At 67.0% G+C, this 26,863-nt stretch carries 31 protein-coding genes; 9 read left to right on the top strand and 22 right to left on the bottom strand.

The window, feature by feature from the left end; all coding sequences use genetic code 11:
• Positions 1-76: 76 nt before the first annotated feature.
• Positions 77-775 carry an AAA family ATPase gene (locus tag ACFWO8_RS31250; RefSeq protein ID WP_378972326.1) on the top strand — a complete coding sequence of 233 codons (699 nt, stop codon included), beginning with the start codon at positions 77-79 and terminating at the stop codon, positions 773-775.
• Between the two features lie 11 nt (positions 776-786).
• Here ACFWO8_RS31250 and ACFWO8_RS31245 read toward each other — a convergent pair whose 3' ends face one another.
• Positions 787-1,734 (bottom strand): diacylglycerol kinase family protein, encoded by a 948-nt coding sequence (locus ACFWO8_RS31245; RefSeq protein WP_378972321.1) that lies wholly within the window; start codon positions 1,732-1,734, stop codon positions 787-789.
• Positions 1,731-3,359 carry an FAD-binding oxidoreductase gene (locus ACFWO8_RS31240; protein WP_378972304.1) on the bottom strand — a complete coding sequence of 543 codons (1,629 nt, stop codon included), beginning with the start codon at positions 3,357-3,359 and terminating at the stop codon, positions 1,731-1,733. The genes ACFWO8_RS31245 and ACFWO8_RS31240 overlap by 4 nt, the downstream gene beginning before the upstream one ends.
• A 195-nt stretch (positions 3,360-3,554) precedes the next feature.
• Between ACFWO8_RS31240 and ACFWO8_RS31235 the strand changes: the two genes are divergently transcribed.
• Entirely contained in the window at positions 3,555-4,172 is a 618-nt protein-coding gene (locus ACFWO8_RS31235; RefSeq protein ID WP_378972297.1) for a TetR/AcrR family transcriptional regulator, read from the top strand.
• Entirely contained in the window at positions 4,162-5,718 is a 1,557-nt protein-coding gene (locus ACFWO8_RS31230) for a glycerol-3-phosphate dehydrogenase/oxidase (RefSeq protein ID WP_378972293.1), read from the top strand. The genes ACFWO8_RS31235 and ACFWO8_RS31230 overlap by 11 nt, the downstream gene beginning before the upstream one ends.
• 160 nt (positions 5,719-5,878) lie before the next feature.
• On the opposite strand, the gene ACFWO8_RS31225 is transcribed toward ACFWO8_RS31230, so the two are convergent.
• Together ACFWO8_RS31225 and ACFWO8_RS31220 are read right to left on the bottom strand one after the other, a co-directional pair.
• A complete protein-coding gene (locus ACFWO8_RS31225) occupies positions 5,879-6,544 on the bottom strand; it encodes a GNAT family N-acetyltransferase (RefSeq protein WP_378972285.1) in 666 nt (221 codons plus the stop codon).
• Positions 6,541-7,200, bottom strand: a complete 660-nt coding sequence (locus ACFWO8_RS31220) for a TetR/AcrR family transcriptional regulator (RefSeq protein ID WP_378972281.1) — start codon at positions 7,198-7,200, stop codon at positions 6,541-6,543. The genes ACFWO8_RS31225 and ACFWO8_RS31220 overlap by 4 nt, the downstream gene beginning before the upstream one ends.
• 177 nt (positions 7,201-7,377) lie before the next feature.
• Between ACFWO8_RS31220 and ACFWO8_RS31215 the strand changes: the two genes are divergently transcribed.
• Complete coding sequence (locus ACFWO8_RS31215; protein ID WP_378972271.1) at positions 7,378-8,586, top strand: FHA domain-containing protein; 1,209 nt, start codon at positions 7,378-7,380, stop codon at positions 8,584-8,586.
• Positions 8,587-8,663: 77 nt separating this feature from the next.
• Here ACFWO8_RS31215 and mihF read toward each other — a convergent pair whose 3' ends face one another.
• Complete coding sequence (mihF, locus tag ACFWO8_RS31210; RefSeq protein WP_019045768.1) at positions 8,664-8,978, bottom strand: integration host factor, actinobacterial type; 315 nt, start codon at positions 8,976-8,978, stop codon at positions 8,664-8,666.
• A gap of 476 nt (positions 8,979-9,454) precedes the next feature.
• Here mihF and ACFWO8_RS31205 point away from each other — a divergent pair, with 476 nt between their 5' ends.
• The gene (locus tag ACFWO8_RS31205) at positions 9,455-10,270 is read left to right on the top strand and encodes a hypothetical protein (RefSeq protein WP_378972253.1); all 816 of its coding nucleotides are present in this window, start codon (positions 9,455-9,457) and stop codon (positions 10,268-10,270) included.
• A gap of 66 nt (positions 10,271-10,336) precedes the next feature.
• Here ACFWO8_RS31205 and clpX read toward each other — a convergent pair whose 3' ends face one another.
• The 5 genes from clpX to ACFWO8_RS31180 form a co-directional block, all read right to left on the bottom strand.
• Positions 10,337-11,617 (bottom strand): ATP-dependent Clp protease ATP-binding subunit ClpX, encoded by a 1,281-nt coding sequence (clpX, locus tag ACFWO8_RS31200; protein WP_266298437.1) that lies wholly within the window; start codon positions 11,615-11,617, stop codon positions 10,337-10,339.
• Between the two features lie 242 nt (positions 11,618-11,859).
• Entirely contained in the window at positions 11,860-12,525 is a 666-nt protein-coding gene (locus tag ACFWO8_RS31195) for an ATP-dependent Clp protease proteolytic subunit (protein ID WP_067456730.1), read from the bottom strand.
• A gap of 43 nt (positions 12,526-12,568) precedes the next feature.
• Positions 12,569-13,144: an ATP-dependent Clp protease proteolytic subunit gene (locus tag ACFWO8_RS31190; RefSeq protein ID WP_378972517.1), complete on the bottom strand. Its 576-nt coding sequence runs from the start codon at positions 13,142-13,144 to the stop codon at positions 12,569-12,571.
• Positions 13,145-13,311: 167 nt separating this feature from the next.
• On the bottom strand, positions 13,312-14,676 hold the full coding sequence (gene tig, locus ACFWO8_RS31185; protein ID WP_378972234.1) for a trigger factor: 1,365 nt from the start codon (positions 14,674-14,676) through the stop codon (positions 13,312-13,314).
• 151 nt (positions 14,677-14,827) lie between these two features.
• Complete coding sequence (locus ACFWO8_RS31180) at positions 14,828-15,376, bottom strand: FKBP-type peptidyl-prolyl cis-trans isomerase (RefSeq protein ID WP_378972227.1); 549 nt, start codon at positions 15,374-15,376, stop codon at positions 14,828-14,830.
• 167 nt (positions 15,377-15,543) lie between these two features.
• Here ACFWO8_RS31180 and ACFWO8_RS31175 point away from each other — a divergent pair, with 167 nt between their 5' ends.
• Together ACFWO8_RS31175 and ACFWO8_RS31170 are read left to right on the top strand one after the other, a co-directional pair.
• Complete coding sequence (locus ACFWO8_RS31175) at positions 15,544-16,344, top strand: metallophosphoesterase (protein WP_378972222.1); 801 nt, start codon at positions 15,544-15,546, stop codon at positions 16,342-16,344.
• A 125-nt stretch (positions 16,345-16,469) separates the two neighbouring features.
• Positions 16,470-16,823, top strand: a complete 354-nt coding sequence (locus ACFWO8_RS31170; RefSeq protein ID WP_378972215.1) for a hypothetical protein — start codon at positions 16,470-16,472, stop codon at positions 16,821-16,823.
• Between the two features lie 8 nt (positions 16,824-16,831).
• On the opposite strand, the gene fabG is transcribed toward ACFWO8_RS31170, so the two are convergent.
• From fabG to ACFWO8_RS31110, 12 genes are all read right to left on the bottom strand, one after another.
• On the bottom strand, positions 16,832-17,590 hold the full coding sequence (fabG, locus tag ACFWO8_RS31165) for a 3-oxoacyl-ACP reductase FabG (RefSeq protein WP_378972204.1): 759 nt from the start codon (positions 17,588-17,590) through the stop codon (positions 16,832-16,834).
• Between the two features lie 181 nt (positions 17,591-17,771).
• Positions 17,772-18,758 (bottom strand): tyrosine recombinase XerC, encoded by a 987-nt coding sequence (gene xerC, locus ACFWO8_RS31160; RefSeq protein WP_378972201.1) that lies wholly within the window; start codon positions 18,756-18,758, stop codon positions 17,772-17,774.
• A 131-nt stretch (positions 18,759-18,889) separates the two neighbouring features.
• Positions 18,890-19,114, bottom strand: coding sequence for a helix-turn-helix domain-containing protein (locus tag ACFWO8_RS31155; protein WP_378972193.1), 225 nt, complete (start codon positions 19,112-19,114; stop codon positions 18,890-18,892).
• 16 nt (positions 19,115-19,130) lie between these two features.
• Positions 19,131-20,861, bottom strand: coding sequence for a replication initiator (locus ACFWO8_RS31150; protein WP_378972190.1), 1,731 nt, complete (start codon positions 20,859-20,861; stop codon positions 19,131-19,133).
• A gap of 33 nt (positions 20,862-20,894) precedes the next feature.
• Positions 20,895-21,542: a hypothetical protein gene (locus ACFWO8_RS31145; protein ID WP_378972185.1), complete on the bottom strand. Its 648-nt coding sequence runs from the start codon at positions 21,540-21,542 to the stop codon at positions 20,895-20,897.
• A 148-nt stretch (positions 21,543-21,690) separates the two neighbouring features.
• Positions 21,691-21,876 (bottom strand): hypothetical protein, encoded by a 186-nt coding sequence (locus ACFWO8_RS31140; RefSeq protein WP_378972180.1) that lies wholly within the window; start codon positions 21,874-21,876, stop codon positions 21,691-21,693.
• A 1-nt stretch (position 21,877) separates the two neighbouring features.
• A complete protein-coding gene (locus ACFWO8_RS31135; protein ID WP_378915105.1) occupies positions 21,878-22,198 on the bottom strand; it encodes a hypothetical protein in 321 nt (106 codons plus the stop codon).
• Complete coding sequence (locus ACFWO8_RS31130; RefSeq protein WP_378972173.1) at positions 22,195-23,502, bottom strand: FtsK/SpoIIIE domain-containing protein; 1,308 nt, start codon at positions 23,500-23,502, stop codon at positions 22,195-22,197. The genes ACFWO8_RS31135 and ACFWO8_RS31130 overlap by 4 nt, the downstream gene beginning before the upstream one ends.
• Positions 23,502-23,723, bottom strand: coding sequence for a hypothetical protein (locus tag ACFWO8_RS31125; RefSeq protein ID WP_378972168.1), 222 nt, complete (start codon positions 23,721-23,723; stop codon positions 23,502-23,504). Before ACFWO8_RS31125 ends, ACFWO8_RS31130 begins: the two co-directional genes overlap by 1 nt.
• Position 23,724: 1 nt before the next feature.
• Entirely contained in the window at positions 23,725-24,327 is a 603-nt protein-coding gene (locus ACFWO8_RS31120; protein ID WP_378972163.1) for a DUF2637 domain-containing protein, read from the bottom strand.
• A gap of 2 nt (positions 24,328-24,329) precedes the next feature.
• Positions 24,330-24,617 carry a hypothetical protein gene (locus tag ACFWO8_RS31115; protein ID WP_378972160.1) on the bottom strand — a complete coding sequence of 96 codons (288 nt, stop codon included), beginning with the start codon at positions 24,615-24,617 and terminating at the stop codon, positions 24,330-24,332.
• A complete protein-coding gene (locus ACFWO8_RS31110; RefSeq protein WP_378972155.1) occupies positions 24,614-25,054 on the bottom strand; it encodes a hypothetical protein in 441 nt (146 codons plus the stop codon). Before ACFWO8_RS31110 ends, ACFWO8_RS31115 begins: the two co-directional genes overlap by 4 nt.
• 168 nt (positions 25,055-25,222) lie before the next feature.
• Here ACFWO8_RS31110 and ACFWO8_RS31105 point away from each other — a divergent pair, with 168 nt between their 5' ends.
• Both ACFWO8_RS31105 and ACFWO8_RS31100 read left to right on the top strand, forming a co-directional pair.
• Entirely contained in the window at positions 25,223-26,068 is an 846-nt protein-coding gene (locus ACFWO8_RS31105; protein ID WP_378972148.1) for a GntR family transcriptional regulator, read from the top strand.
• A complete protein-coding gene (locus tag ACFWO8_RS31100; protein WP_378972140.1) occupies positions 26,065-26,748 on the top strand; it encodes an HAD family hydrolase in 684 nt (227 codons plus the stop codon). Before ACFWO8_RS31105 ends, ACFWO8_RS31100 begins: the two co-directional genes overlap by 4 nt.
• Positions 26,749-26,863 lie beyond the last annotated feature (115 nt).

Raw genomic sequence — 26,863 nt, 5'->3', positions numbered from 1 at the left:
TGCCCCAGGCCTCGAACCCGAATATCCGGGTAACCCCGGATTGCCGTTTTGTCCCTTTTACCGGACCCTGGAGAAGGTGACGCCCCCGCTCGATTCCTCGTCCCCCGTTCCCGCATCGGCGCCGAGGATCATCACCCCGACCGCACTGGTCGACCTCCGCGCGAGCGAGGTCGAAGAACTGCGCTACCCGAACACCACCGTCCTGGTCTTCGCCGGTGTGCCGGGCGCGGGAAAGTCCACCGCCTTACACCGCTTCTTCGGCGCGGGCCCCGACGCCGAACATCCGGTGCGCACCGCGTCCGGCGCCCTGGTTCTCGACTCGAACCACACTCGCAATCGCCTGCGCCATCGCTTGGGCTGGGCGCCGTACTCGCTGTGGCGCCCACTGGTCCACCTCGCGCACTATCGTGCGATCCGCGACGCACTGCGCGAGGGTGCCGGACCGGTCGCCATCCACGACTGCGCGACCTTCCGCTGGAGCAGGCGCCTGATCACCCGCTGGGCCGCGCGGAGTCAGCGCGAACTACACATGGTGCTCATCGACGTTCCCGCGGAGCAGGCCAGATCCGGTCAGATCAGTCGAGGCAGAAGCGTCAACAGCATCGCCTTCACCGCGCACTGCCGCCGCTGGGAAACGATGATGGGCTCCCTCGGAGCCCGCGACACCACCTACGCGCCGGACCCGGAGACGCGACCGCTGTCATCGACCTCGGTGGTGATCATCGACCGTCCGACGCTGCACGCGGTGTCGCGCATCGCCTTCGACCCGGCCTGATCGAGGCGCGCTCACGGCACCAGCACGCTCAGCGCCCCCGGCATCGCCTGCACCGTCACCGGCAACATCCCCGCGGGCTCACCGTCGGCCGTCGCGTACCCGCCCTCGGCGCTGACCGTGATCCGCCGGGCCCGATAGCGCTTCGTTGCGGGATGGTCGATCCGCTTGCCCGCCGACAACGCGGGCAACAGCCGCGCCATCTCCAGCCGCGACACCGCACCGACCACCGTGATGTCGAGGTAGCCGTCGTCGGCGAGTGCTTCCGGACACACCAGCATCCCGCCGCCGTAGGTGCGGGTGTTGCCGATGGGTGCCATCACCGCGTCGGTCAGGATCACCACGTGCGAGTCGGGTGGATTGTCGAGCGCACCGGGCGCGAGGCCCGACATCTCGATCCGGAACGGCAGTGTGTAGCCCCGCATGAGCTCGGCCACAGCGGCCGCGGTGTAGCGCAGGGGGCCGCGTGGGTAGCGCATCTTGTTGGCGCGCAGGGTGACTCGCGCGTCGAACCCGGTGCCGACCACGGTCGCGAACCAGGTGGGGGTGGCATCCGGCGATTCGATCCGCCCCAGATCGATGGTCCGGGCTCGACCGCCGAGCACGATCTCGACGGCGGCCAGTGGGTCACCGGTCGGTATGCCGAATTCGCGCGCCAGGTCGTTGCCGGTGCCCGCGGGCACCAGCCCGAGCGGTACTCCGCTGTGCGCGACAGCGGCCAGCAGCACGTTCATCAGCCCGTCACCGCCGACGCAGATCACCGCATCCGGCCGGTCCTCGCCCGCGATCAGCGTCCTGACCTGCGTCACCGACTCGTCCGCACTCGGCGCGCGCACCTCGACCACGTCGACATCGCGGGCCAGCAGTTCGGCCAGTACCGCCTCGGCGACACCGTCGCCACGGCCCGACCCGGAATGCGGGTTCGTGACAACTACTACGCGCCGCACCGAATGTTGGTTCACGGCACCAGCTTCCCAGGGTTGAGCACGCCGGTGGGGTCGAGTTCGCGCTTCACCGCACGCAACACCCGAACCCCCAGGTCACCGATTTCGGCGCCCATCCACGGACGGTGGTCGGCGCCGACGGCGTGGTGGTGGGTGATGGTGCCGCCCGCGGCGACCATCGCGTCGCTCGCGGCGGATTTGGCGATGCGCCACTGCGCGATCGGATCGTCGAGCTGCTTGGTGACCACGGTGAAGTACAGCGACGCCCCGGTCGGGTAGGTGTGCGAAATGTGGCACATGACCAGCGCGGGCGTGCCCTGCGCCCCGAGCGCGTCCATCAGCGCGCCGGTGACCTTCACCTTGAGATTGCCCAGGTTGGCCCAGCTGGTGGCGGTTTCGAGGGTCTCGCACAGCACGCCGACATCGAGCAGCGCGTCGCGCATGTAGGGCGCGGCGAAGCGGCCGTGCTCCCACTGCTGCGCGGGTGCCTCGCCGAGCGCGGTGCCGCCCGCGGCGGCGAGCAGGTCACTCGCCTCGACAGATCGGGCGGCGACGTGGGCCTTACTGCCCTCGAAGGTGGTGATGGCGAGGCAGCCCGAGACCGGGTTGCCGCCGACATCGGCGGAGCGGGCCAGGTTCAGGCCCGTTTCGGCTTCGTCGGACAACCGCATCACCGTCGGCGCGGCACCGGCCTGCACCACACTGCGCAGCGCGGCTGCGCCGGTGGCGAAGTCGGGGAACGACCAGGCTTGGTAGCCAACGGTTTCCGGCACGGGGTGCACCCGCAAGGTGACCGAGGTGATGATGCCGAGCGCGCCCTCGGACCCGACGAACAACTCGCGCAGGTCGGGTCCGGCCGCCGACGCGGGGGCGCGACCGAGGTCGAGGGTGCCCTGCGGGGTCGCGATCACCAGGCGTTCGACCATGTCGTCGAACCGGCCGTAGCCCGCCGACGCCTGACCCGACGACCTGGTCGCGGCGAACCCGCCGATGCTGGCGAATTCGAAACTCTGCGGAAAGTGCCCGAGCGAGAGCCCGTGCGCGCCGAGCAGCTCCTCGGCCTGCGGGCCGGTGAGCCCGGCGCCGAGGGTGGCGGTGCCGCTGGCCGGATCGACCTCGGTGAGTGTGTCGAGCCTGCGCAGATCGAGCGCGATCACAGTGGCGAACTGGCCGCGCACCGGATCGACGCCACCGACCACGCTGGTTCCGCCGCCGAACGGGACTACGGCGATGCCGTGTTCGGCGCAGTACTTCAGCAGCGCGAGAACCTGGGGGTGATCGGCGGGGAAGACAACGGCGTCGGGGGCGTCCTGCGGGGTGCTCGCGCGACGGCGCAGCAGGTCGGGGGTGCTCTTGCCGCCCGCGTGCCGGAGCCGGTCGATGTCGGCGGTGGTGAGATGTTCGTCACCGACGATCCCGGCCAGACCGGACCGATCGGCGGCGGTGAGCGTGGTGGGGATCAGCGGCACATCGTGCTCGTCACGGCGCGCGACCGGCTCACCCGAGATCCCGAAAACCTGCGCGAGCAGGCCACGGATCTGGGCTGACAGCGGCTGGTGACCGGCGGCGACGCCCCAGGCGTCCCACACCATGTTCGGTGCCACGGTGGCAGACCCCGATTGTTCGCGTTGCGTCTCGACCATGCGTTACATAATGACATATAGTGTCAAGCAGTAACCAACGACATGTCCCAGAGTCGGCATCCACACCGCTGTCGGATGTCACTACCGAACATTCGCGACCGCGACCCTGCTGGTCCGCTCGATACCCTTGGGCGGTTCCAGCCCGACCATGGCGCCGCACCACGGCGCCACCGAACACACCGGCGGTGAAGCACGATGATCGACCTCGCGACCCACGCTGACCAGCTTTCGCCCACCGACGTGGCGATTCTCGATGCCACGCGGGCCTGCGTCGTCGATTTCGGTGTTCGCCGAACCACGCTCACCGAGGTGGCGCGGCGGGCAGGTGTGAGCAGGCCGACGGTCTACCGCCGCTGGCCCGACACCGGGTCGCTGATCGCCGAGCTGCTGGTCCGTGAACTGCGCACGATCGTCGCCGAGACTGTGCCCGACACCGGCCTCGGCCGGGATCGGCTGGTCCACGGCATCGTGGCGGGTGCGGCGGCGATCAGGTCGAACGCGGTGTTCGCCAAGATCTTCCGCACCGACACCGACCTGATGCTCACTTATGTGTTCGGCCGGCTGGGCCGCAATCAGCGCACGCTGATCGGGCTGTTCGCGACCGTGATCGAGCTCGGCCACGAAGACGGGTCGATCCGGGCGGGTAATGCCGAGCACATGGCCACCATGCTGCTGCTCATCACCCAGTCGGCGGTGCAGTCGGCGGGCACGGTGGAGTCATTGCTGGCCGGTGCGGAGTTCGATGCCGAATTGTCCAGGGCTGTCGAGGGTTATCTGCTCCCGCTACCCGACAAGGACTGTGATGACTCCTGACTCCCCCTCTTCCAGTGCCCTGAACGCGGCGCGACGCACCGCCGACCTCACCGCGCTCGGCGAGAATCCCGAGGTCGATCTGGTGGTGATCGGCGGCGGTGTGACCGGGGCCGGCGTCGCCCTCGACGCCGCCGCGCGCGGGCTGCGCACAATCCTGGTGGAGCGCAACGACTTCGCGTTCGGCACCAGCCGCTGGAGTTCGAAGCTGGTACACGGTGGGCTGCGGTATCTGGCGAGCGGACGGGTGGGGATCGCGCACGAGAGCGCGGTCGAACGCGGCATCATGTTGCGCACCACCGCACCGCATCTGGTGCGCCCGCTCCCTCAGCTCGTGCCGTTGCTGCCCGGCATCAAAATGGGCCAGAGTTCGCTCATCCGTGCGGGTTTCGCCGCCGGTGACGCGCTGCGGATCGCGGCGCGTACCTCCGTCGATACGTTGCCGCGCTCGCGCCGGGTGGCCGCCGCCGAGGCATTGCGCTTGGCGCCGACCGTGCGACGAGACGGGCTGCGCGGTGGGTTGCAGGCGTGGGACGGTCAGCTCGTCGATGACGCCCGTTTGGTAGTCGCATTGGCTCGCACCGCGGCCGGGGCGGGCGCGACGGTCCTCACCCGCATGGAAGCCGTTGCGGCAACCGGCGATTCGGTCCAGCTGCGCGACACTCTCACCGGCGAGACCTTGGCGGTCCGAGCACGCGCGGTCGTGAACGCGACCGGCGTGTGGGCGGGCGAGGTCGACCACAGCATCGAGCTGCGGCCCAGCCGCGGCACTCACCTCGTCTTCGACGCCGCGGCCTTCGGTGGGCTCAGCGCCGCGCTGACGGTGCCGGTGCCGGGCAGCATCAGCCGGTTCGTCTTCGCGTTGCCCGCCGCGCACGGCCGTGTCTACCTCGGCCTCACCGACGAGGACGCACCGGGCCCGATCCCCGACGAGCCCCAGCCCACCGAGGCCGAGATCGACTTCCTGCTCGACACCATCAACACCGCCCTGCGCGAACCGTTGACCCGCTCCGACATCCGCGGCAAGTTCGCCGGCCTGCGCCCGCTGCTCAAAACCGCCGATGACAGCACCGCCGACATCTCCCGTGAACACGCGGTCCTCACCGCCCCCGACGGCCTGATCACCGTCGTCGGCGGCAAGCTCACCACCTACCGTCAGATGGCCCAGGACGCCGTCGACGCGGCGGTGGCCCGGTCGGCACTCACCGCCGCCCCCTGCCGCACCACCCACCTCCCCCTCATCGGCGCGGTCGCCGGTGCCGCCCGCGACCGCATCGACGCCCCACCGGTCCTCATCGAGCGCTACGGCAGCGAAGCGAGCCAGATCGTCTCCGCATGGCTCGCCGACCCCACCCTCGCGGAACCGGTCGCCCCCGGAATCGACGTCACCGCAGCCGAATTCGACTTCGCCATCACCCACGAGGCCGCCCTCACCATCGACGACCTCCTCGACCGCCGCACCCGCATCGGTCTGGTCGACACCGACCGCGAAGCCGCCACCCCCGCCGCTGAAGCGGCCTTCGCCAGACACGCCGCGATCACCAACTGAGCCCGCAGCTCAGCGGCTGGTGGCGGCCGGCTTGCGCGCCGCCAGATCAGCCCGGAACCGCCGAGCCGGGCGGGTACTCATCGAGGCCCGCTCGGCACGCGGCGTATGCCAGCCGATAACGGCCGTGTGCGGAGCTATGGGGCAGTCCGGCCACCGCCGGTCAGTCGAATCTCCACTTCGCGAGCTCGGCGCGCATGGACGCGCGTGGCCATGCGTCGAGGCCATGCGCCACTTCGGTGGCACGGATCGCGCGCAGGCCCGGCGGTTCGGCTGCCGCAGGAAGGTAGACGAAGCCGAGGCGTTCGTAGTACGGGCCGTTCCACGGAACCTGGGTGAACGTGGTGAGCGTGATCTCTTGTAAGCCACGGTCGTTCGCCCAGCGCACCGCGTGATCGATGAGCCGCTTGCCGATCCGCGCGCCCGCGTACGCCGGGTCGACGGAGACCTGGTCGATGTGTGGCTGCTCGTCGACCAGGCCGAGAACCAGGTAGCCGATCGGGTGATCGCGGTCGTCGGGCCAGACCCATGCGCGACCCTCGACAACGAAGGCGCGCAACACTTCCCACGGTGGTGGCTCATCGTCGGCAACGGCGATCATCCCCACCTCGGCGAACGGTGCGCCCGCCCGCCGCTCGATCTCCTGCAGCGCCGCGATCTCCGCCTCACGCGCAAGGCGCACAGGTCCACCGACCACCGGGCGCCGGACGGGCCGTTGTGCGGAATCCACGCCGGTCGCCCCACCGGTCATCGGCGAGCCGACAGCTCCCGGCTCGCCGGCGCCCGACAAGACCGAGCTGAGTTCCGCCGGCTGATCGCCCCCGCTCATCGCGCACCCACCGGGGTGGCGACGATTCCGTTGAGCAGGGCCCGCAGGGCCCAGCGGGCACGGGCGGCACCGTCGCCGTCGCGCAGGTGCGTCTGCCACGCGGTCATCGTCGGGAATCGAGCGGGCAGGTCGGCCAGGCGCCGGGAGACGTCGGCGCGGTACGCCGCGCCCCCCGCACCGGAATTCTCGGCGGCCTCGGCGGCGATGTGGAGGTAGATCAGGTCGACGGCCCAGGTGGCGGTCGCGGGGTCGAGACCACCTTCGCTCAGCAGGCACAGCAACTGTTCGATCAGGCCGAGGGCGTGTTCGGTGGTCGGGAACCGGCCGAAGGCGACGAGCGCGAGACCGTCGTGGCGGCCGAGGGCGTCGATCGAGGTCTCGACCAGCTGGGTCACCCGCGTGCGCCAGTCACCGTCGGCGGGGACCGGAACCTGGGACAGGACGTGATCGAGCATGCCTGTCAGCAGGTCGTCGCGATTGGCGACGTAGACATACAGCGACGCGGCGCCGGTGTCGAGTTCCTTCGCGACCCGGCGCATGGTGAGCGCGGCCGAGCCGTCGGTGTCGAGGACGCGCAAGCCGGTCTCGATGACGAGGTCCCGGCTCAAGGGGACTTTCGCCGGTCGGGCCCGGCGACTGACGGGTGCGGCGTTCATGCGCCGATCCTACGCGGCCGACGAACATCGTTTGGCACGAACGCCGTTCGAAGTTCGCCTTCGGACGCTATCCCCGAGCGTCGGGCAACTATGCTGACGCGGAGACCTCGGTCGCGGTCTGCCGCACAGCGGGTCGGCCGAGGCGGCGGTGAAGACCAGTCCGACAAGGAGGCGTTGATGCACGCGCATTCGTCCACCGTGGCCATCGTGCCGGGGACCGGAATCGTCGCCAGATTCGGCGATGTCGTCGTCTATCTGGCCGGGGAGACGCCGTCGACCGACCGGTTACTCGGAGCGGTGGAAACCGTCGCCAACAGCACGGCAGCGAGCGCGCCCGGTGCGGCATTGGCGCAGCGTCTGGCGGGTGTGGTGTTCGGCGGAGCTTCTGCCCCACCGCCTTTCGGTGTGCTCGCCCCGACCGCCGACGGGATGCTGATCCTGCTGCGCGGCGCGGTGATCGCCGAGATCTCCGGCGCGGAGGGCAACCGCCGCCTGGCCGGCGACCGGGCCTTCACCTGGGTCGACGAGATCATCCGCGAACCGGTCCGCCGAATCGCGGTCGGCGCCGAGATGGCCGATCCAACCAGCGCCAATCCGCGCACCGACCTACGCGCGGGCATCGTCACCGGCAACGGTTTCGTCCTCAACCTGGGCCGTCGCCGTAATCCACCGCCCCGCCGGGTCGAATCCGTCGACGAACCCGCGCCGACCGAGGCCACCGGTTTCCAAGCCTTGCGCCCACCGACCGCGCGACCCACCGACACCAGCGACGCGCTCCCGGCCACCGCCGGATTCCCGGCACCCGACCAACCCGCGACCTCGGGTTTCCAGCCCGACGCGGGCCGACCCGACAGCGAGACGGTGAGCACCGGCAGCCGACCGAGAACCGGCGACGTCGTCAGCACCGGGCCGAGCAACTCCGACGGTGTCACCGTGAGCACCGGCCCGCGCAACTCCCCCGCCGCCAACGCGCCCCGCGCGTGGTCTCGAGCACTCGATGCCGCCGAGCGCGGCGAACCGGTCGCGTTGAGCAAAGGCACAGCGCCCCACAGCAGTTCGCGCGGCGCCCTGGTCACCGAAGACGGGCTCAGCTACCCACTTGACCGGCCTTACGTCCTCGGCCGCAACCCCTCGGGTGAAGAATCGGTACGCGCTTCCGCGGCGACGCCGATACTGATCGAGCGCGATCGGCTCGTCTCGCGGGTCCATGCCTTCGTCGCCCCCGACCGTGGCAAGGTGTTCGTCCGCGAGGCCCCCGCGACCTCCGGAACCTTCTTCGCCGCACCCGACAGCGAACGCTGGTCACGCGTGGGCACCCTCCCGATCGAGTTGCAACCGGGATGGCGCCTGCGGATCAACGACTTCCTGCTGACCTACTGCGTGTAATCACCTACTGCGTATCACTCACAGACCATCCCGACGCCCGTGCATCCAGCTCCACGGGCGTCGGATCGCGAATCGGCTCAGGCCTCGAGGGCGTCGAGCAGTGCCGCGCGCTGGCGAGCACCGAGGCCGCCGATGCGGCGATCCTCGGGAATCTCGGCCTGATCCATCAGCTTGGCAGCCTTGACCGGGCCAACGCCCGGCAGTGCCTTGATCACGGCAGCGACCTTGGTCTTTTTCACCAAGTCGTCGCTGTCGGCTTTCTTGAGCAGATCGGCGACGGTGACCTTGCCCTCCTTCACCTTGCCGATCAGTTCCGAGCGCGCCTTGCGCACGGCAGCCGCTTTGGCCAACGCCTCGGTGCGCTGTTCGGCGGTCATCGTAGGCAGTGCCATGTCTCCTCCGCTTCCACTCGTCACTCGAACATCTGATTGACGGACCGAGTAAACAGCACGAAATCGGCAGCACCAGTCCGACACACCGCGAGGATACGCCGATGAGTTTTGCTTGCCGAACCCGTCGTATTCAGTGAAGGGCCTCCCAAGACAGACCAAACGGACGAAATGACAAGCGGTCAAGGCCCGCGTAACACCCCGATGACCAGCAGCGACACATCATCAGAAGCACTTTTGCGGGATCAAGGTTCAACGGCGAACCACGGAGGATCAACGAAGCTCCTCGGCCCGGGCGCGACCCGTTCTCGAACGGTCGTCACCGTCTCCCGCATCGCTGCATCGACAGCTACACAGTTGTGCGCCAGACATTTTCAGCGCCCGCGGGTCGAGCTAATTCGGGCCCGCGGGTGTGCTACCCCCGCTCGATGCGCAACAATGACGCGACCCGGCGAACCCTTTTGCTACCTGGAGTTGCGATGCGCGAGGAACACCCGCTCGATCACGAGGTCACCGCTCTGCCTGTGCGGGTGGAACGGGCCAGGCGTCGCATCGCCTATCAGTCCGATCCGGCACTGACCGACGCGCTGTCCGAAGACGAGTTGCGCGCCGAGCGCGAACTCGCCGAGAAGATCCGTACCTACGAGCGCGACCAGCGCTGGAAGCACATCAAGGCCGCCTCCTCACACGCCGACCGCTTGCGTGACACCACCGCGGAGCTCGAGCGCGCCGAGATGTCGGACCTGATGCTGGCCCGCAAGGCCATCGCCGCGCAACGTCGTGAGTCCAACCCGCGCGCCCGCCTCGCCTCGCTCTATCAGCACCGCACCTGGTCGCTGCGGGCGCTGGCAGGCGTGGTGATCACGGGCATGCTGTGGTCGGCGGTGAACGTCCAGCACAACATCGCTCCCGGTGGACCGAGCGATCCGCTCTACTGGGCCAGCTTCGGCCTGGAGGCGATGATCAGCGTGTGCCTGATCATCATCATGATCGGCACCACGCGGGTGGCCGAGTGGGGCGTGATGGGCAACCGCAACCAGGTGCTGATCGCCGAGCTGTTCCTGCTCACGCTGACCATCGCCCTCAACACCTATCCGCACTTGAGCCAGCAGCACTGGTACGACGCCGCTGTGCACGCGGTGGCCCCGGTGATGATCGGTGTCGCACTGCTCATCCACAACGCCGCCAGTGCCCGCTACAGCACCGCGATCGTCCGTGCCAGCGCGGAGATCCCGGCAGACGACGGCGACGATCTCCTGGCCGCGCCGAGCCTGGGGAACCCCGCCGTCAACTAACGGCCACCCGCACACAGCGAAGGGCCCCTCGGATCAGATCCGAAGGGGCCCTTTGCCGTTGGTTTGTTAGGCCGACTTCTCGCGACGCTCGGGCCGCTGCGCCTTGCGCGGCACGATCGTCGGGAGGACGTTGTCGACCACGGTGTCGGCGTTCACGACCACCTTGGCGACGTCGTCACGGCCCGGGATGTCGTACATCACCGGCAGCAGGACTTCCTCCATGATGGCGCGCAGGCCACGGGCACCGGTGCCGCGCAGGATGGCTTGATCGGCGATCGCTTCGAGGGCGTCGGTGGTGAACTCGAGATCGACGCCGTCCATCTCGAACAGCCGAACGTACTGCTTGACCAGTGCGTTCTTCGGCTCCGAGAGAATGGTGACCAGCGATTCCTTGTCCAGGTTCGTCACCGAGGCGACGATGGGCAGGCGGCCGATGAACTCGGGGATCAGACCGAACTTGATCAGATCCTCCGGCATCACGTCGGCGAAGTGGTCGTCGGTGTCGACCTCGGCCTTGGAGCGCACCTCGGCGCCGAAGCCGATGCCGCGGTGACCGGTGCGGTCGGAGATGATCTTCTCCAGGCCCGCGAAGGCGCCCGCCACGATGAACAGCACGTTGGTGGTGTCGATCTGGATGAACTCCTGGTGCGGGTGCTTGCGACCGCCCTGCGGCGGCACACTCGCCTGGGTGCCCTCCAGGATCTTCAGCAGCGCCTGCTGCACACCCTCACCGGAGACATCGCGGGTGATCGACGGGTTCTCGCTCTTGCGGGCGATCTTGTCGACCTCGTCGATGTAGATGATGCCGGTCTCGGCGCGCTTGACGTCGTAGTCGGCGGCCTGGATCAGCTTCAGCAGGATGTTCTCGACATCCTCGCCGACATAGCCTGCCTCGGTGAGCGCGGTGGCGTCGGCGATGGCGAACGGGACGTTCAGCATCTTGGCCAGGGTCTGCGCGAGGTAGGTCTTACCGCAACCGGTGGGGCCGAGCATCAGGATGTTCGACTTCATCAGCTCGACGGCCTCACCGCGGCTGTCGCGGCCCTTGTCGCCCGCCTGGATGCGCTTGTAGTGGTTGTAGACCGCGACGGCGAGGGTCCGCTTGGCGGTGTCCTGGCCGATCACGTAGTTCTCGAGGAAATCTCGGATCTCCGAAGGCTTGGGCAGCTCGTCGAGCTTCACTTCGCTCGACTCGGCCAGCTCTTCTTCGATGATCTCGTTGCACAGGTCGATGCACTCGTCGCAGATATAAACCCCGGGGCCCGCGATGAGCTTTTTGACCTGCTTCTGGCTCTTTCCGCAGAACGAGCACTTCAGCAGATCGCCGCCGTCTCCGATGCGCGCCATCTCGTAGGTCCCTACTTCCTTGTCCGAGTGCGACCGTCGTCCCCCGATTGGGCCGGAAATACGTCTCGGTGCCGTCAATCAGAGCAATGGTCCCTGAGTCGACCGTACCTGTTGTGCGCGAGACAGGTCGACAACTCGCGCATGTTCGATGTGAAGGGTTGTGCGGGTTCTCACCATTGTGGGCCAAGCCCGGTGAAAAAACCGGGCCCGCCGCCCAGATCAGGACAGCGGGCCCGGGCGTGTCACTTCTGTCCGCTGAGCTTGCGGTAGTCGAAGACCTGATCGATGATGCCGTAATCCTTGGCTTCCTCGGCGGTCAGGATCTTGTCGCGATCGGTGTCCTTGCGGACCTGCTCCTCGGGCTTGCCGGTGTGGCGCGAGATGGTGACTTCCATCAGGCGACGCATCCGCTCGATCTCGGCCGCGGCGATCTCGAGGTCGGACACCTGACCCTGCACACCGCCGGAGGACGGCTGGTGGATCAGGATGCGCGCGTTGGGCAGTGCGGCACGCTTGCCGGGGGCACCGGCGGCCAGCAGCACCGCGGCGGCCGAAGCGGCCTGACCCAGGCAGACCGTGACCACGTCGGGGCGCACGTACTGCATGGTGTCGTAGATCGCCATCAGCGCGGTGAACGAGCCACCGGGTGAGTTGATGTACATGGTGATGTCGCGGTCGGGGTCCTGGGACTCCAGCACCAGCAGCTGCGCCATGATGTCGTTGGCCGAGACGTCGTCGACCTGGTTACCCAGGAAGATGATGCGCTCCTCGAACAGCTTGTTGTACGGGTCGGAGGTCTTGACGCCGAACGAAGTCTGCTCGGTGAACTGCGGCAGGATGTAGCGCGACTGCGGCAGGCCGGCAGCGGAGCCGCCGTGGCCGGCGCGCGGGTCGAAGAGGTTGGCCATCTTTATCTCCAAGCTTGTCTCGAGTGAGGGGGGACGGCGGCGGTTACTTCGCCTGGCTCGCGTGGGCGACCACATGGTCGATGAAGCCGTATTCCAGGGCTTCCTTCGCCGTGAACCAACGGTCGCGGTCCGCGTCCTCGGTCACCTGCTCCACCGACTTGCCGGTGTGCAGCGACTGCAGTTCGTTGAGCTCACGCTTGGTGTGGGCGAACTGCTCGGCCATGATCGCGATATCGGCCGCCGAACCACCGATGCCCGCCGAGGGCTGGTGCATCATGATCCGGGTGTGCGGCAGCGCGAAACGCTTGCCCTTGGTTCCCGCGGTCAGCAGGAACTGCCCCATCGACGCCGCCAGGCCCATGCCATAGGTGGCGATGTCGCACTCGGCGAACTGCATCGTGTCGTAGATGGCCATGCCCGCGGTCACCGAGCCACCGGGCGAGTTGATGTAGAGCGCGATGTCCTTCGTCGCGTCCTCGGCCGAGAGCAGCAGGATCTGCGCGCAGATCTTGTTCGCGATCTCATCGTCGACCTGGGTGCCCAGGAAGATGATGCGCTCGCGAAGCAGCCGTTCGTATACGGAATCACTGAGGTTGAGTCCAGCGGTAGCGGCTGTCATGACCCCTGCCTGGTTGATCGTCACGGATACCTGCCTTCTCTTCTCACCGATTGCTACGGCCATACGAATACGGTTCGTCGTCACAAACACTAACGAAGGAGGGCGGCACCGAACTCCCGGCACCGCCCCTATTCGCTCACAGCGCAATCAAATCACGCCCCCGAAACCTACTCGGCAGCGGCTTCGTCCAGCTCGATTTCAGCGGATTCCGCAGGGTCACCGAACATTTCGGTGGTGTCGACCACGTTGCCGTCGGAGTCGGTGACCTTCACCTGACCGACAACTCCGGCAAGGGCCTTGCCGCGTCGCACGTCGGCGAAGACCGCACCGAGCTGACCCGCCTGCTGCACCTGCTGGATGAACTGCTCGGGCGACATGCCGTAACGCTGTGCCTGGAACAGGATTCGCTCGGTCAGCTCCTGCTGGCCGACCTGGGTGTTCTCGGCCTCGGCGATGGCGTCGAGCAGCAGCTGGGTCTTCACCGACTTCTCGGCGGCTTCCTGGGTGTCCTTGTCGAACTCCTCGCGGGAGGAGCCCTGCGCCTCGAGCGCCTCGGCCAGCTTGGCCTCGTCGTGGTCGAAGCCGTGCACGGCGTCGTGGACCACGGCGTCGACCTCGGCCTTGACGACGGCCTCGGGCAGCGGGACCTCAACGGTCCCGAGCAGGGTGTCGAGCACCTTGTCGCGGATCGAACCGGCCTGCTCGACCTTCTTGACGCGCTCGACGCGGCCCTTCAGGTCTTCCTTGAGCTCGTCGATGGTGTCGAACTCGCTGGCCAGCTGGGCGAACTCGTCGTCGGCCTCGGGCAGCTCGCGCTCCTTGACCGACTGCACGGCCACGGTGATCAGGGCTTCCTTGCCTGCGTGGTCGCCCGCGACCAGGGTGGAGGTGAACTCGGCGGACTCGCCGGCCTTCAGGCCGATGACGGCCTCGTCGAGGCCCTCGATCAGCTGACCCGAACCGACCTCGTGCGACAGGCCGGTGGTGGCCGCCTCGGGGACGTCCTCGCCATCGACGGTGGCCGACAGGTCGATCGACACGAAGTCGCCATCGGCCACGGCACGCTCGACACCGGTGAGGGTGCCGAAGCGCTGACGCAGCGAGGTGAGCTGCTCCTCGATGTCGTCGTCACCGATGGTGAAGGAATCGACAGTCACCTCGATGCCCGAGTAATCGGGCAGGGCGATCTCGGGGCGCACGTCGACCTCGGCGGTGAACGCCAGCTCTTCGCCGTCTTCGATCTTGGTGATCTCGATCTCCGGCTGGCCGATGACCTTGACCTCAGCGGTCTGGATCGCCTCGGCGTACTTGTTCGGCAGCGCGTCGTTGACGACCTGCTCGAGCACGGCGCCACGGCCGACACGGGTCTCGATCAGCTTGGCCGGAGCCTTGCCGGGACGGAAGCCGGGGATCTTGACCTGCTGTGCCAGCGCCTTGTAGGCCTTGTCGAAGTCGGGCTTCAGCTCCTCGAAGGGCACCTCGACGTTGATCCGGACCCGGGTCGGGCTCAGCTGCTCGACGGTGCTCTTCACGGACATACTCCTTGGTTCGTAGTTCATGGTGGTGTCCCCGCATGGGGAAACGCGCCCTGAGTAGGAGCGGCGCATGCATCCCGACCAGGGTAGTTGACCGCCTGCGCGGTCGCGCAATCGGCGGTTGGTTGTGGGCCTGTCCAGTACCGCGCTAGCGGCCGACCTGCACCGCGTCGGTCACGAAGACCAGCGTCTCGTTCGGCGCGACGCCGTTGCCGCCTTCGCCGTAGCCGAGGTTCGGCGGCACGATCAGCAGCCTGCGCGTGCCCTGCTGCACGCCGATCAGACCCTCGTCCCAGCCCTGGATGACCTGGCCCGCGCCGAGGGTCAGCCCGAACGGCTTGCCGCGCTGGAAGGAGCTGTCGAGTACCTGCTTGTCCGACCAGGTGACCAGCTCGTAGTTCATGGTCAGCGGCTGCCCGGCCACCGCGCCGGGCCCGCTGCCGACCACCAGATCCTTGACGATCAACGTCTTGGGCGCATCGCAGGTATCGGGGATGGTGATCTTGGGCGCCTCGCCGAACCCACCGCTGACTTTCACGTCGTCGGCAGTGCATTCGAGGCCCGTGCTCGCGGGGTTCCCGCCGGCCGCGCTCGAGCTCGGCGAGCTGCTCGAGTCCGTGTCGGAGCCGCAGGCCGCTGTGGTGATCGCGGCGGCCGCGACGAGTCCGATTCCGATGATCCTGCCGAGAGAATGCATGGCCCGCACAGTAATCGACCGCCGTCGCCTGGTCGGGAACCGGCACGACGGTAGGCACGGCGGTGTGTTTCTCCACCGGGCGTCGATCGGCGCCCGTGCGGTCCCCGCGGCCCCACGGGGTAACGCAGTTGCGGCGTGGGCCCGCCCTGCACGACGATGAAAGGGATATGACCGAACCCCGCCGCACCGACCTCCTCCCCCGCGACCGCCGCGATCTGACCGGACCGTTCGATGTGATCGGCGATGTCCACGGTTGCCGCAGCGAACTGGAGACCCTGCTCGGCGAGCTCGGCTATGCCGTGGACCGCGACGACCGCGGCCGCCCGATCGGTGCCACCCACCCCGGCGGTCGCACCGCGGTCTTCGTCGGCGACCTCGTCGACCGGGGCCCCGACACCCCCGGCGTGCTCCGCCTGGTGATGGGGATGATGGCGGCGAAAACCGCCCTGTGTGTCACCGGCAACCACGACCACAAGCTGATGCGCGCCCTCGACGGCCGCAACGTCCGCATCGCGCACGGCCTCGAGCAGTCGCTGTCCCAACTGGCCGACGAGGACCTCGAATTCCGCACCGCCACACACGCTTTCCTGCGCGAGCTACCGAGCCACTACCTCCTTGACCGCGGCAGGCTCGTCGTGGCACACGCCGGTCTGCCCGAAAGTCTGCACGGCAGCACCTCCGGCCGAGCTCGCTCCTTCGCCCTCTACGGCGCCCCCACCGGCGAACTCGACCAGCACGGCTACCCCATCCGCTACGACTGGGCCCAGGACTACCGAGGCACCCCCACTGTGCTCTACGGCCACACCCCGGTCCCCGCCCTCACCTGGGTCAACAACACCCTCTGTCTCGATACCGGCGCCGTCTTCGGCGGCACCCTCTCGGCCCTGCGCTACCCCGAGCTGACCACGATCTCGGTTCCCGCCGAACAGATCTGGAGCGAACGCGCCGGCATCACCCCGACCGCCTGATGGGTGCCGGTTGGCGGATCGTCGCCGAATCGTCAACGCCGAACCTGGGTATGACGTGCGGATTCCCGCCCGGATAGGCCTACCATCAGCAGCGGACGACCCGACTCATCGACGAGGAGAGGTTCATGCGCCGTACATTTCTCGCACTGTCCGTACTCGCTCCGCTCATGGTCACCGGTGTCGCGAGCGCAGATCCGGCGCCGCAGGGAACATTGACGGCATGGGCGTTCACCGGACGGGAACCGATTCCGGTGAATCGGGCCGATATCGAGGTGACGCCGTGTGATGCGAAACAGGTGGTCGCCACGCTGGTCAGCGGGGCCGACGGGCGCGCCACGGTGGCGCTGCCGGTGGGCTGTTACGAGGCGAAGGTAGTGACCGTGCCCGGCGGCTGCGGGTTGGCCGTCACCGAGCCGGTGCGGGTCACCGTGGCGGCGGGCACCGAGACCCGGGCGGACTTCCGGTTCGGCTGCGCCTGAGGCGACATTCAGTCCTTCGGGCCACCGGCCACGTAGATGACCTGACCCGACACGAAGCCTGCGCCTTCGCTCACGAAGAACGAGGCGGTGTTGGCGATGTCGTCGGGCGTGCCGACCCGGTTGACCGGGATCTGCGCCGCGGCAGCCGCTTTGAACGCCTCGAAGTCGGCACCGACGCGGGCAGCCGTCGCGGCGGTCATCTCGGTCTCGATGAAGCCAGGGGCGATCGCGTTGGCGGTGACGCCGAACTTGCCGAGTTCGAAGGCGAGGGTCTTGGTGAAGCCCTGCATGCCCGCCTTGGCCGCGGAGTAGTTGGCCTGGCCGCGGTTACCGAGCGCCGAGGTGCTCGACAGGTTGACGATGCGCCCGAACTTCGCCTCGACCATGTACTTCTGCACGGCGCGGGTCATCAGGAAGGCACCGCGCAGGTGCACGTTCATGACGGTGTCCCAATCGTCGACCGACATCTTGAACAGCAGGTTGTCGCGCAGCACGCCCGCATTGTTGACCAGGATCGTCGGCGCGCCGAGTTCGACGGCGATCCGGTCCACCGCGGCCGCGACCGCCGCTTCGTCGGAAACATCGGCGCCGACGGCAAGCGCGGCGCCGCCCGCGCCCTCGATGGCGGCGACGGTGCCGGCACAGGCGGCTTCGTCGAGGTCGAGCACGGCGACAGCATTGCCGTCGGCGGCGAGCTTGATGGCGACGGCAGCACCGATTCCGCGTGCGGCACCGGTGACGATCGCGACCCTGGAGTCAGAAGACATGAGCGCCACTCTATCGCGCCCCGAATCGAAAAAAGCCCCTGGTCCGGGGCTGGATTCGAGTGATGGTCGGGGTGACAGGATTTGAACCTGCGACCCTCCGCTCCCAAAGCGGGGAAACAACTTCGAGGTCAGAGGGCCGCCAGGTGCCTGCGTGCATTCTACGTGCAACATCTCTGCGCGGTCAGTGCATGACGATGCCAGGCGGCAGCTTGGCCGCGTCACCGCTTCGTGCAATCTCGCTGAGCCGGATAGCGATCTCACGGTCTCGTCCTGCGACCATGTGCAAGTACCGCGACGCGGCTTGATCCGAGGCGTGACCCGCCCGGTTCTTGAGATCCGCGAGTGTGGCCCCCGACGCGGCCGCCAAGGTCTGCCCGGTGTGCCGAAGGTCGTGGAATGTCCCCGTGAAGCCGACCTTCTTCTTGGCCCGGTTGAACGCCTGCGAGATTGCATTGCCGCGCATCGGTGAACCATCCCGACTGACGAAGAACCGTTCAGTCCCGGCCCATTTCTTTCGATGGGCGGCAACGTAGGGAAGGATGTGCGGCGGGATGGCGATCGGCCGCCTGCCCGCAGCGGTCTTGGGGTCCTTGTCGAATGCGACATCGGATTCGAGCATCTCGACCCTGTTCTTGAGCACCCACGCAGTTGCTGAATCAAGGTCGACGTAGTCGGTCAACAACCCGCACAGCTCTCCGCGTCGAAGCTCGCACCATGCCGCCATCAGCACCGCCGCGCGGTATCGCGGAGTAATCGCCGCTACCAGCTGCTCAATCACCGCCGGAGTAGCGATGGCCCGCTCTTTCGCCCTGTCGGCCCCAGCACCCCGGATTTGGCAGGGGTTGGACGCGACAGCCCGTTCCCGCACAGCGCAGTTCATGACCGTGCTCAGGAAGCGGTACGACTGCGCGATCGAGGTGCGGCCACCCTTCCCCGCCATCACCTTCTTGTGCCAGGCCCGAACAACCACGGGTGTCATCGCGACCAGCGGCACGTCATGAAGGTCGACCATGTGCAAGCGCAGGTTCCGTAGACACGTCTCCTCCCACCGCAACCCCACCTCCGGATTGTCGCGCAGGTATGCCTTCGCGTAGTCCTCGAAGCGTTGCCGACCGGCGCCGTCATCCAGCCACGTCCCCCGACTGATGTCGGTCTCGATCTTGACCAACCACCGGTCCGCGTCCGTCTTGGTGCGAAAGGTGTTGGGCGCGTTCTGTCGCCGACCGTTCGGAGCGATGAACGACGCTTGGAACTTTCCAGATGGCAACTTGCGAACATTGCCGAACCTCCGTCGAGCCATCACGCCACCGCCTTGCCGCCGGACCAACGAACCTCGATCGGCTCGACACGACCGGCCTGCGCGAAGGCTTCGAGGTCCGACCGCTTGAACCGCACATAGTTGCCGACCTTGTAGAACACCACCCGTCGTTCGGCCACGATGCGCCGAATGAATCGGACACCCGTTCCGAGGTACTCGGCGGCCTGCTCGACCGTGAGGTACTCGGCATTCATATCGGCGCTCATCACCTACACCTCTCCCCTACGCTGCTGATTGCTGAATGGTCGAAATCTGTTGTGGTGCAACAGTTTCACGTGAAACTGCCTGGCCATCCGGCGGATTCTCCGCCAGCGCGAGACGGGCCGTTGTGTACTGCGCGCGGTCGTTGATCCGGGCGACGACGGCAGCCATGATCAGATGCTCGCGCGGGGGTGCATCCTTGTCGCCGGGTCGGACCGGGGTGATCCGCAGGTGCGAGGTATCCGGCTTCACGATCCCGACGGCCGCGAGGGATTGCCGAACAAACTCGACACGATCGGCCTTGTGATCCGGGAGCGTCTTGCCGGTCCATTTCTTCGACACCAGCACCCGCCGACCGGGCAGCCCGAGGGTGTCGCGGCGGTGGGCTTTGCCCTTGCACCGGCCGGGGACGGTCTTCTCGGTGGCGCCCTTGGGCACGACACCGAAGCGCAACCACACCCCACAACGCGGTGAGCACGGAGTGTGCTGCAACTCCGCGTGGAGGCGGTCGTAATGGACTGCTGTGCGCCGGGAGTCGGTGTCGAGGACATCGGCGATGGACTTGGTCAGGTATTTGGTCAGGTAGCGGACTCTGTTCTCGCACTCGTCGGTTCCGCCGAGGACCGCTTGCGGGTCGACCTGGTCGCCGAAGCGGATCACGTGTGCCGGTTCGAGGTCGTCGACGGTGTCCATCACGTCGAGTGCTTCATCCCAGCCGGTCAACGGCCGACGGGTACGCGGGTCGACGAAGGTGTGTGCGTCGTAGTCCCAGATGGGCATGTTGTCGTCGCGGTAGACCTCGCGATCATGGTGGGGCCACCAGATCTGGCGGTAGGTCGCCGCGGTGACCTGTTCGAAAGTCTTGCGCGAGATCGAGCCCCGGATCGCGATGTGCAGGTGCGGGGCACCACGCTTCTGCGGCTCCACGGTCGCGAAGTACTGCACATCCCAACCGACAGCGCGACGGAGGTTCTGAACCCAGCGGTCGAACAGGGCAGCGAAGTGGACGATGTCACGAGCCTGGCGGGTGTAGTCGTAGGTCTCCGGGTCACGCGGGGAGCCGTCACCGCAGACCTTGCCGTCCTTGGTCTTGCTGCCGGTCCGGTGGATCGCCCCGTACGAGGGCATGGTCAGGGTGAGGAACGTCGAGGGCCGGTGTTTGCCGCCGTAGAGCTTGCCGACCGTGGTCTTTTCCACCTTGAGCCGCGGGAGATCCGGGGCGTCCTGGCGCCGACGGGTCGACTTCGCTTTGCGGCGCGGCTTCTCTTCGAGCGCTGGGAAGCGGCCACGGACACCGAGCTCACGGAGTTCGGTGTCGATCTCGGCGACTAGGACGCGGATGGCTTCGGCGAGTTCGTCGTCTCCGTCGTCGCGGGCCGCGTGGTAGTCGTTGAAGAACCGGGCCCGGTCGGCCAGGAGTGCGCGTTGTTCGTCGGTCGGTTCGGTGGTTTCCGGGATCGGTTCGGCGTCGAGGGTCCAGCCCTCGCGGAGTTGCGTCATCCGCAGGGAGCGAGCAGCTTTGGCGCAGGCGGGGCATTTGTTGGCGTCGGTGGCTTTGCAGGGTGCGCCGAGGTAGGTGACTGTGCCGGTGGTCGAGTCGACCGCGCGCATGGGGATGACTCGGGTGCAGATGTCTTCTTTGTCGGCAGCGCTGGCGGCGATGTCTTTGAGGTTGGGCATTGCCCGTCGATCAGCGGCGGTTTGGCGGGCAGGACGGCCGAGGGAGGCCGTTCCGGTGGTGTGCTCAGACATGGTGCGGCCTCTCTCGATCGTGGTGTGTGCGGGTCATGCGGCTTTGCGAGTGGAGGGGATGGTCTTGAATCCGGCCATCGATTCGAATGGCACCACGACCGGGTCAGCCAAGGAGTCGGTGCGGCGGAAGGTGATTTCGACCAGGCCGGGACCGACCAAGCTGACTTTGGCCTGTTGTGCACCGAAGCCGTGGGCGAAGTGGTCGGCGCGGTTTGTCCAGGTGTCGGGGCAGTGACCGGGCAACATCCGGGCACGGACCGTGTCGAGGGATTCACCGATCTGCACCGAGACAAGCCGCGGGATGAACACCCTGTCACCGTCACGGGTGGACAGCCCGCAGGCGGTGGTCATGGTGGTCCAGCGGCGGCGGTAGCGGAACCAGGTCAGGAATCGTGTCCGGGCACGGCCGGTGAACCAGCACTCGAAGGTCTGTGGACTCGATACTCGCCACAGCACCATCCCCGCGACTGCCACCACGGCCACCCCGATCCCGAGCGGCCAGCCGAAGAACCAACCAACCGCGACAGAAAGGCCGGCGGGCACCGACACCATCGGGAACAAGACCGCCCACCACACGATCACGAACGCGCCGAGCAGGATCCGCCCAGCGACAGTCAGCAGGGCATCGAGGGCTTCATCGGCCGGGTCACTCGTGGTGGTCGTGGTGGTGGTCGTGCTCATCGTTTCTTCCTTCGGGTGACGGAGGTCAGGGGGAACAGTTCGAGCTGAGTCGGCTCGGTCGTTCTCCGACGCTTCGGCGTTTGATCGGCGGCGGCCTTGACGACCGGATTCACTTGTGGCACAGCCTTTTTTGGTGGCTTGCGAGTGGTCATGCGGCGTCATCCCAGTCGGAGCCGTAGTCGTTCCAGGCGGGGGCCGAGCCGGTCTCGGCGAGCATGGTCACGGCTACGGCGAGGGGGTCCAAGCCGCGGGCTTCGGATCGGCAACGGCTCCGGGCGGCGAAGTCGATGACGTCGGCGAGACCGTTGTCGGTACGGGTGTTGTTGCGTGCCATGTCAGTTCTCCAGTTCGGGAATGTCGGATTCGAGGAGCCCGCACATCGAGCAGACGTAGGGGCCGGTGACCAGTTCTGCCCAGGTCCCGTCGAGGACGAGTTCGTGTCCGTGGACGCGGCAGTGTTCCGCGGCAGCGCAGTCGTCGCAGCGGACGGTGTCGCCGTCGTAGTCCCACCCGGCAGCGGTATCGGCGGTGATGAACTCGACGGCTTCGTTGGTCGTGGTGAAGCAGCCAGGCGTACCGGACGAGGGATGGAACACATCCCCGCACGCGTCGCAGTAGACGACCACGTGCGATTCGGTCTGGATTCCACGTTTCATGCCGCCCACCCCTGCTCGTCGTCTTCGCCGGGGATGAAGTCTGGGTCGAACGTGGCCGGGTCGAAATCGTCATCAGCACCGGCCGAGGTGACCGCGGGAGTCGGGGCGTAGGCATCGACGATCGCGTCGGCCTGCTCGTCGGAGATCCAGTACGCGCGGACCCGCACGAACTCGGTCGTGCCGTCTTCACCGACGTAGCCGACACCGGGTGTGGTGTCGGGGATCTCGTGGCAGAGTGCCCCCCGGTCCTTGGAGCCCTGACCGTGGACCATCGATGTCTGGGTGGGCTCGTCCAGGCGCAACCCGATCCGGACGGGGAACAACTGCCGGAACGGCATCGTCTCCTTGGACGGGTCCTGCAACGCCGCGATGACCGAGACACCGACCGCGCGACCTTGCGAGAGCAGCAGACCGAGGAGCCGTTCGAACTCGGTGCGCTGCTCACGATTGGCGTAGGCAGACAGAGCGGCAGCTTCGTCGATGATGATCAGGATCAGCGGCGCGTCGGTGGTTGGGACGTGTTTGCGGACACCGGCCGATCGCAGCGCCGAGGCCCGGTTTTCCATCACCTGGACGGCTTCGGTGAGCATGGCGAGGATGCCGTCAGCGGTCCATTGGAACCTCACCCACAGCTTCTCGCCGCGCCCGAATTCCATGCCGCCCTTGGGGTCTGCCATCCACACATCCACGTATCCGGCTTTGATCGCGGGACCGATACCGCGGATGATCGACCACAGCACCGAGCCCTTGCCCGAACCGGTCGCACCGGCTAGCAGGATGTGGGCGTAGAGCACGCGCAGCAGCCACAACCGGCCGTCTTCCCGGATACCGGCCTCGACGGCTTCCAGATCGACCCCGGTCGCCTCGACACCGGGCACATCGACCGGAGCCGCGAGGGTGTCGAACGTGCGCAGCTCCACCCGCAGGAATCCCGGTGAGGTCTGGGCCACACGGACTTTCGGGACGCCGAGGTACTGGGCGAGTGCGTCGGTGGTTTCGTCGTTGGTCCAGTCCGACAGCTTCTGCCCACCGACCATCTGGACATCGATCACGGCCCCGGCCTCGACCAGCTCCGCCGACAACACATGCGGCCAATTCCCGTCCGAGCCCAAACCCAGCACCGGCCACATCAACGACAACTGACCGGCATCGGTCAGGATCAGAGCCGCGGTACGCAAATCCGCCGGCACTCCATCGAGCGGGTCGACCTCCGGCGTACTGCCGACGATGCGGTCGAGGTGGCGCCACCACAGCATCACACCCGCGGCGATGACCGTGGACAGGGCGACGACGGTGGAGCCCATCACGACACCGCTTTCAACGTCGAGGCGTAGACATCGAGCGCGGCGGTGATTTTCTCGGAGACCTCGGCGGCATCGACCGGCGTCAGATACAGCCTGACGTCACCGATCTCGACCATGACCATGCCAACGAAATCGACAAACCTGACATCGACCGGACGCCCGTAGGTCGCACCAGTAGTGGACAGGTAGGAGCGATTCGGCGTGAACGAGTGATCAGACATTTCAGTTGCCCCCTGTAGGGATCGGGACCGCGACGGGCAGCAACGGAGCAACCGGGCGCGGAGGAGAGTGGAAGGTCTGCACCGGCAAGACAGCCGGAGCGGGAGTCGTGACCGCGGGCACCACATCGGGCACCCAATCACCAGCAGGCTCGGCAACCGTGTCGACCATGACGACCAGTGCCGAATCCTGTTGTGCCGCACGGAAAAGCAGCGCTAGACCGTGAGTATCGATGAGTAGCGATATCGGGGCGATCGCGGCCACGATGGCGCACGCCCAACCCGGTAGCGGGTTACCGGCAGCGATGGCATGGACGCTGTTGCAGGTGATCGACACCGCCGCACCGGCCCCGAGCACCCAGAGGAACCATTGCCGTTCCGGTGATTTCGCCAGCGCGAGAGCGGAGATGGTGGCTTGGATGATGGTGCCGTCGACGATGACCGGGAACAGCCACGCCCACCGGTGCGGGGTGTTGGCCAGGATCGCCAGGTCACGCAGAGCGGCGAAGCTCAGGATGAAGCTCGCTACGCCGATGGTGACAATGACGAGGACGGCGGACCAGCGAGCCCACCGCATACCCTTGGACTGCCGATCCGCCGTGCCCATCACTACGCCGCCTTGTACGCGGAGTCGATCTCAGCAGCCGCCTTGACCACAGCTTTCTCGCGCTCGGCGGCATCGTGGGCCATCAGCACGCCCGGCAGGACCTCGGCGAGCTGGCGGACATGCTCGATATCGAGGACCAGCCCGGCATCGGCACTCACCTGCAACCTCACATACGCGCGAATCCAGTGCTCGGTACCACGCGCCGTGGTCAACGTGTGCGCCTCGATATACTCGGCGGTCACTTCGTCATCCAAGGGAATCGTCAGATCGATATGCGACATGGCGATCACGCGGCCTTGCGGGCGGCAGGCTCGTTGACCTTCGCTCCGGAGTTGTCGCCCTTGATCCCGGTCGCCCGGATCAGGAAGCCGATCGACTTGAACTGGCCATTGCCGACCACGCGCGGCTTGAGCAGCAGCCCCTCCAGCTCGATCGGCGTCAGACCCTCCATGACCTCCTGCGCCGAAGGAGTCGGCATCACATCAGCGACGAACGTGATGTCGAAACCGGCCTGGTTCGCCTTGCCGCCCGCCCGGTCCATGATCGTGGCCTTCCACAGCCGCTTACCCGAGCCGTTGCCCTCCCGGTCGAAGTCCAGGGCCTGGCGCTTCGGCGCGTTGCGGTCCTCGCTGAACTCGGTCTGGGCCTCGATGTTGCCGAGCAGCAGCACGCCCTTCGGGAAGACGGAACGGAAATCGGTCGGAATCCACATGTCCTTGAGTGCCATTGGAATCAACTCCTGTGTGTGTCAGCGGGATTGACAGATCGTCAGATGCGGCAGAAAGTGCCCTTGCTTATCCCCTAGGTTCCCTAGGTAGCTTCAAGGTTAGCCTACCTCCCTAGGGAGGTCAATACCTACATGGATTACCTAGGGAATAGCCCTTATGCTGGGCAAATGGAGACAATCGACCCCGACGACCCCCGCCCGGCGTCACAACAGATCGCGAACATCCTGCGCGCTTCGATCCTCACCAGGAAGTTCGCACCAGGTGAGCGGATACCGTCCGGCCCGCAGTTGGTAGAACGTTTCGGCGTCGCGAAAGCCACCGCCGAGGCAGCAATCCGCTCCTTGAGGGAGGAGGGCCTAGTCGTCAGCAGGCCAGGCAGCGGCACCTTTGTTCGCGAGCGGACCGAACGCCCCGTCGGCCTGCGCCCCCACATCGAGCAAGCGTTCGAATCAGCCACTGTCACAGTCGATTTCGCTGGGTTCTCCGGCGAGACTCTGCACGGCGCTATCGCCGAACCGCTCGATCGAATCCGCGAAGGTCGGCTACGGCCCGAGAGTCTCACAGTCAGACTCCTACTCCCCGACCCGTCCCAACCGTGGACGCTCCCGGCCCGAGTCGATGACCTCACCGACAGCCCCGCATTCCGGAAGCGTGCAACCAAGATCATGGAACGCCACGGCAGCGCGATCATGGAGTCAGTCGAGGAGCTCGGACGGCTGGGCTTGGTCCCCAACGCATCCGCGCAGATCAGGACCTATCCAGCCGTGCCGCTGTTCAAGCTCTACGTCCTCAACGGCGAGCAGTCGTTCTCCGGCTACTACCCGGTCGTTGAGCACACGGTGCCACTCGAAGGCGAGAGCGTCGCAATGTGGGATCTCATGGGCAAGGACGCGACCCTGTTCCACCACGCCCGCGATGTCGACCCCGACTCCACAGGCAGCCAGTTCGTAGCCCAGTCACTGATGTGGTTTGACAGCATTTGGAACTCGGTCGCGCAGGACTATCACCCGTGAACGACCTCCGACGTTTGATCGCCGACCGGCCCTGCCTCCTGCTCGACTTCGACGGCCCGGTGTGCGCTGTGTTCGCTGGCATCTCCAGCCGACACGTCGCGAAACAGCTCGGGGCCGCAATGGGCGTCACGCTCCCCGACCACCTTGGGGCCACCTCCGACCCATTCGAGCTACTCCAGTACGCCGCCCAGATCTCCGAGGAGGTCGCCGTGACGACCGAACGCGAGCTAACCCGCCTCGAGGTTGAAGCCGTCGCCGTCGCCACGCCAACCCCCTACGCTCACGACGTCATCCGCGAAGCCGCGGGAAGGGACGGCGGATCAGTCGCAATTGTCAGCAACAACTCGGTTGCGGCCATCGACGCGTATCTCCGCACCCACGGACTACAGGCCCACGTCTCCGGCCTCTACGCGAGAACGTCAGCCGCTACCCCACTCAAGCCGAGCCCGCACCTACTCGAAGCCGCGCTAGCCGGTCTGCGGACCGATGCCAGGACAGCCAGCTTCACAGGCGACTCAGTCACCGACATACTCGCGGCCGATTCCGCGACACTCCCTGCCGTCGCGTACGCGAACAAGCCCGGCAAGGTTGAGCGGTTCGCTCCCTTCGCTCCTGCCGTGACGATCACCAGCATGTCGGCGCTTCTGGATGCCGTTCGCGGCGAATCCATCTCGCAGTAGACCAGCCCAGCGCCCGTCACGTCACGGAGTTGTTGCTGAATTTCGCTATATAGAGTCAAGGGCGGCGCTGGCGCGCCGCAGCGGCGCCGCCGCGCGGCACCACGCTCCCGCCGGC

It is taken from the genome of Nocardia sp. NPDC058480 (assembly GCF_042720495.1).
Classification (GTDB): domain Bacteria; phylum Actinomycetota; class Actinomycetes; order Mycobacteriales; family Mycobacteriaceae; genus Nocardia.
The sequence above is the reverse complement of the archived record's forward strand: the minus strand, read 5'-3'. Positions and strand labels throughout refer to the sequence as shown.